This window comes from Candidatus Zixiibacteriota bacterium (genome assembly GCA_014728145.1).
In the GTDB taxonomy this organism is placed as follows: Bacteria; Zixibacteria; MSB-5A5; order JAABVY01; family JAABVY01; genus WJMC01.
This window is the reverse complement of record WJMC01000180.1, coordinates 1-5,230: the sequence shown is the minus strand read 5'-3', so window position 1 is coordinate 5,230 and position 5,230 is coordinate 1. Positions and strand designations below refer to the sequence as shown.

General features: G+C 51.1%; 4 protein-coding genes. All 4 read right to left on the bottom strand.

Going from position 1 to position 5,230, the window contains the following annotated elements; genetic code table 11:
- Positions 1-1,478: DNRLRE domain-containing protein (locus GF404_10570; GenBank protein ID MBD3382624.1), on the bottom strand; the 1,478-nt coding region annotated here is incomplete at its 3' end.
- Positions 1,479-2,241: 763 nt separating this feature from the next.
- Entirely contained in the window at positions 2,242-3,219 is a 978-nt protein-coding gene (locus GF404_10565) for a carbon-nitrogen hydrolase family protein (GenBank protein MBD3382623.1), read from the bottom strand.
- Between the two features lie 10 nt (positions 3,220-3,229).
- On the bottom strand, positions 3,230-4,366 hold the full coding sequence (locus tag GF404_10560) for an ABC transporter permease subunit (GenBank protein ID MBD3382622.1): 1,137 nt from the start codon (positions 4,364-4,366) through the stop codon (positions 3,230-3,232).
- A complete protein-coding gene (locus tag GF404_10555; GenBank protein ID MBD3382621.1) occupies positions 4,363-5,229 on the bottom strand; it encodes an ABC transporter permease subunit in 867 nt (288 codons plus the stop codon). The genes GF404_10560 and GF404_10555 overlap by 4 nt, the downstream gene beginning before the upstream one ends.
- Position 5,230: the final 1 nt, after the last annotated feature.

Here is a 5,230-nt window from a genome sequence, read left to right as displayed (position 1 = left end):
TTGCCGTGGTTGTACGATGCCAGTTTGCGGCTGAGGATGCGCACTTCTTTTCTGACATCACGGCTCAGGCGTCGCCAGTCGGTATAGCCATGTCGATCCAAAAATGAATCCGCCTGTTCGATAGTCTCGACAATTTCTGAATCATCGGCGCCATCGGCGATATTCAGCTTGGCGGTTAAAAGCTGGGCGTAGAGCATCGTAATGCCGTTTCCGGGTCTGCCATAGACACGTAGACTGAGCACGTCAAACGCTTCTTTTGCATCATCAACGATCAATGTCTTGAAACCCTGGGGATGGCCGAGATAGATCGGCAGGTAAGTCGATACCTGGTCGACCTGGCGGCGACGTTGCCCGGTCTGACGCTTCCAGTAGCCGATACCGTGGGTACATCCGGCATCGTCATTGTCAGTCAAAAAGATGCCCGCATCGCGGGACAGATCGACCTGAGCTGACTGCAGGGTAAACCGGGCAGTCGTACCATCGTTTGGCTCGGCGTCGCTGTCGTATTCCGGATCGTTGCCGGAGTTGCGGGGGCTGAATGAATAACCATCCGGAAGGACGAACTTCAATGAATAATCGCCGGGATTGAGCTCATCGAATTTATATAACCCGCGATCATCGGTGACTGTACCGGCGATCAGGAGGTTGCGTTCTCCATAGAGGTTGACCGCGACCTCGGCCACGCCCGGCTCATTGATATCCTGGATACCGTTCCGGTTGAGATCATTAAAAACCCGGTCGCCAACACCGGCCGGCTGTTCGACTTCACCTTCCTGAATCTGGAGCGGGAATTTGAACAAGGCCTGATTTTCGAAAATCGATACCATACCGACATAGACGCGCGAGAAATCGCCGTAATTTGCAATCGGTATATTTTCAGCAATAAAGGCATCGGCGACCCCGCCATTCAGACCGCGCCGGATCACGATCGAGTCGAGCTGTCCATTCTCTTCAAAACGTACAATCAAACCGGGACGGCTGGTGACTTCGGATGTCTCGCTGGAGTGGAACTGCGATGAGCGCGTGGATTGCCTCAGAAGCAATCCGTGATTCTCGAGACTGCCGTCTAACCATCCGCCAACCAGACTGCTGATATCGACCGCGACCGGGCCGTTCTGGTCTGGCAGAAAAGATGCACAGACAACGGTATCGTAAGCTCCGGCAAAATTGTCCCAGTTGACCTCGGATTCTGACCAGTCAGCCGTGATTCGATGAAGAGTGACCTCATACTGGCTTTTGATGTAAACATCGAGAACCAGATCAGCCGATATGAAAAAGGCTCCCGCTGGAATCCCCGGAGCAGGATTTTCCTGACGATCGTCGACGATGCTGAGTTTTGACTGCACCGGGTTGTCCAGGTTAGAGCATCCGGCGGTGATCAAAACGATCGCCAGGGCCATTAATACTTTTCGTGCAAGATTATCCATGCTTACACCTCGCGCTGATAATTTGTTGAGCCGGATATATAATGTTCCCATGACCGCAGTGTGCAAAACCCCGTGTACTGATCATCCGGCCTGTGATTGCTATGTGGTTTTTATCCAGCCCCTCGGAATCCCTGAAATCGCTTGTAAGACCCGCCTGATACTATTATCGGCATTCGTGAGAACACACTTTCAAATTATCGTCGATCGGGGTTAAAATAATTCACCCCATCGGGTTAAGTCGGTTCGTGATGTGAGCAGTGTGTATCCTTGAAGGGCAGAACTGTTCAGAATATGCACAGATTTGTCAGTGTGATTACAGCTTGTTTGATATGACTTGATTTTGTTAATCAGTCGGGAAAGATTCCTGACCGCACGTTATAGTCATCCTGAGGAGGAATCACGCTTTGGCGTGATGACGACGTGAGGGTCTCTCGCTTCGTTATGGCAGGTCTTGAGTTCTCGACTTAGGTCGGGAGCTTGTGTGCTATGGAAAAATCCAATGATTGAGATTTCTCCGCTCGTCCACCGATCAAGATCGGTGTCCCCGGTCGGAATGGCGACTTGCGCATCCAAGTCTTCGCGGGGAGCACAGTGACGAAACAATCTCGTACGTCAAGATCGCCGCGCCTGGCTTGTGATGACAGGATCGTAACAAACAACCGTCAGGTGAAAAATCAGGCTCAGAACTCTGAATAAACAGCTGACAGAACAAATTCATGCTTCAGGTCAGTGTGTTCATCATAGAATCATCCCAGGCACAAAGCTTTTGACCAGCGGCGACATTGCCAATGTCATAGAATAATTTAATAGCGATTTAATCGTCGAAATCCGCGCAACTCTGTCGTATACGGTTAACTGACAACCTGAGCACATCGGGGCGGCTGTAATGCCCGCTCGGATCGAAATTATGGCGTTCCTCACGCACCCGGGTATGATCAATCGAGGCAATCATCAGGTCTTCGCGATCGGTTACAGGAGAGATTATCCAGTCTCCGTCCGGGCCACATAGACACGAACCGCCATCGGCAAGTGTCTCCTCGCAGTTGGCTATGATCTCTTCAGCGTGAGGGATGTCGTCGAGAATATCAGCTTTTCTCATAAGACCCGAAACCGAGACGACATAGGAGCGGGATTCATGCGCGATGAATCTGCTGATTTGTTCGGTGTTGCGTCGTGAACCGGGCCAGATAGCCACATGCAGGTCCTCGCCCCGGGCATACAATGCGGTCCGCGCCAGGGGCATCCAGTTCTCCCAGCAGTTAAGTCCGCCGACAGTAAACGCGCCCAGCCTGTGAGTACGCAGGCCGTGTCCGTCACCCGGCGACCAGACCAGCCGTTCTTCATAGGTCGGCATCAGTTTGCGATGAACCGATTTGATCTCACCTTTATAATCGATGTACACCATACTGCAATACAGGCTGTGACCGCCACGGTCAGACGGGCGTTCGATTGTGCCTGTATAGATCGCAATCTTCTTTTCACGCGCTTTCTTACAGAGTGGTTCTAAATGTCCCGCTTCGATACTGACCGCCTGGTCCATATAGTGGGCGAATATCTCTTTTTGAAGCGACGAGTTAAAACGCGCGCCATCGGTACGTTCGACCCAGAAAGGATAGCCGGGGATAATGGCCTCGCCAAAGATGATCAACTGAAGCTCCTGTTCGGCCGCGCGGTCGATATAGCCGAGCATTTTAGAGATCGTCTCATCGCGCTTGAGCCATACCGGGGTGATCTGGGCCAGCGCTACCCGGAGACTGTCTGAGGAATTCTGGTTAGACATAATTTCTCCCATACATAGATTTTTATCCACTGCGCTTACGGAAACGCGCAACCGACATGCTCATGACCGTCAGGCCGATGATCAGAAGTGCCAATAGATGGTATTTTAACTCAATAACTCCCGAACCCTTGAGAAAGATTGCGCGCACGATTTCGACAAAATACCGGACCGGATTGATGTAGGTAAAATACTGGATTTCGATTGGCATATTCGAGATCGGAAACGCGAAACCGGAGAGGATCATAAATGGCATGATGAACAGGAAAGTGGTCATCATCGCCTGTTGCTGGGTGCCCGAAAAAGTCGAGATCAAAAGACCTGTTCCGAGGGTGGTCAGCATAAAGGTGAAGCTGGCCAGAAGCAGAACCCAGATCGAACCCAGAAACGGTATCTTAAACCAGAATATCGAAACGGCGGTGGCTAAAATGATATCGACGACTCCGATCATCACAAACGGCAGTGTCTTGCCGACCATAAGTTCCAGCGGTTTGATGGGAGTGACAGAGATCTGTTCGATAGTGCCGATTTCCTTTTCCTTTACGACAGCCATGGATGTCAGTATCATCGTGATCACCAGCATAATCATCACCAGAACCGCTGGTACGTTATAAATCTGTGACGACAGGGTTGGATTGTACCAGGCCCGCACCCTTGCTTCGAGCGGGAGCTGGATACCGTTGCCCGATGCAGTCAGCAACTGCCTCGATTTGTTTTGAGCCATCAGCTCGAAAGAATAATCCTGTATGATCTTGGCCAGGTAGCTTCCCACGATACCGGCAGTATTGGAATTCGATCCGTCGATTATGGCCTGCAGATCGACCGCTTGCGAGGTCTTGATTCTCTTGTCATAGTCGGGTGGTATCACAATCCCGCACCAGATATCACCGCGGTCGATCAGTTCGGTCAGGCTGTCCGTATTCTCCGGGTAGGCTTGTATTTCAAAGTATTCAGAAGCGCTGATTTTATGAATCAATTCACGCGAAAGACTGCTGTTGTCATAGTCGATTACAGCGGTTGGAATCAGGTCGATATCGTAGGTGGCGGCATAGCCGAAAACCAGAAGCTGAAAGAGCGGGGCCACAAACAAGATACCGACCATGCGCCGGTCGCGAAAAGTCTGCAGGATTTCTTTTCTGGCGATGTGAACAATTCGTCTCATCCCTCGAGCCTCTTTTTAAACCGGCTGGCGGAAATTATCACCACCAGCAGGGCAAACCCAAGCAAAACAAGACCTTCGATATATAAATGGCTCCATCCAGCTCCCTTCAAAAACAAATCACGGCTTATCGATACGAAAAAGCGTGCTGGAATTATGTAAGTAAAATACTGGAGCGGTTCAGGCATCGATGAGATCGGAAACAGAAACCCCGAGAATATGAATGTCGGCAAAAACGACGCCAGCATGGCGAACTGGTAAGCCAGTTGCTGAGACTTTGTAACGACCGAGATGAAGAATCCTAAGCCAAGCACGGTGATCAGAAACAGGGATGCAAAACTCAGCAGGACAAACAGGTTTCCTCGAAACGGCGCGCCATACAGGATCGTACCGGCCGCTGTGGCGATCAGTACATCGATGACAGCAATAATGAAATATGGCAGGAGTTTGCCGAGAGCCATTTCCAGCGCGGTGACCGGGGTAGTGATGATCTGCTCCATGGTGCCCCGTTCCCATTCACGGGCCACCGTTAAGGCGGTCAAAAGTGCCGAGACGACGGTCATAATCAGGACGATCAGTCCCGGAATGATGAAGTTCTGTGAACGCAGGTCGGAATTGAACCAGAAACGCGGTTGGAGATTCAAAGGCGATGATATTTCTATGGAAGAAGCCTCCTGTATCAGTTTTCGGTTGGCCGAGGCGATTATCATCTCGGTGTACCCGATTGCGATATTGGCGGTGTTGGCATCCGCGCCGTCTGTAATAACCTGGACTGCGGCGGTTTTGCCCTGCTTGATCTTTTCTGTCAGGTCTGAAGGAAGTACCAACGCGATGCGGATTTCGCCCAGTTCGATAAGGCTGTCGATC

Coding starts and splice junctions, on each gene's coding strand:
- GF404_10565 (MBD3382623.1), bottom strand. CDS start 3,219: ATGGGAGAAATTATGTCTAACCAGAATTCCTCAGACAGTCTCCGGGTA.
- GF404_10560 (MBD3382622.1), bottom strand. CDS start 4,366: ATGAGACGAATTGTTCACATCGCCAGAAAAGAAATCCTGCAGACTTTT.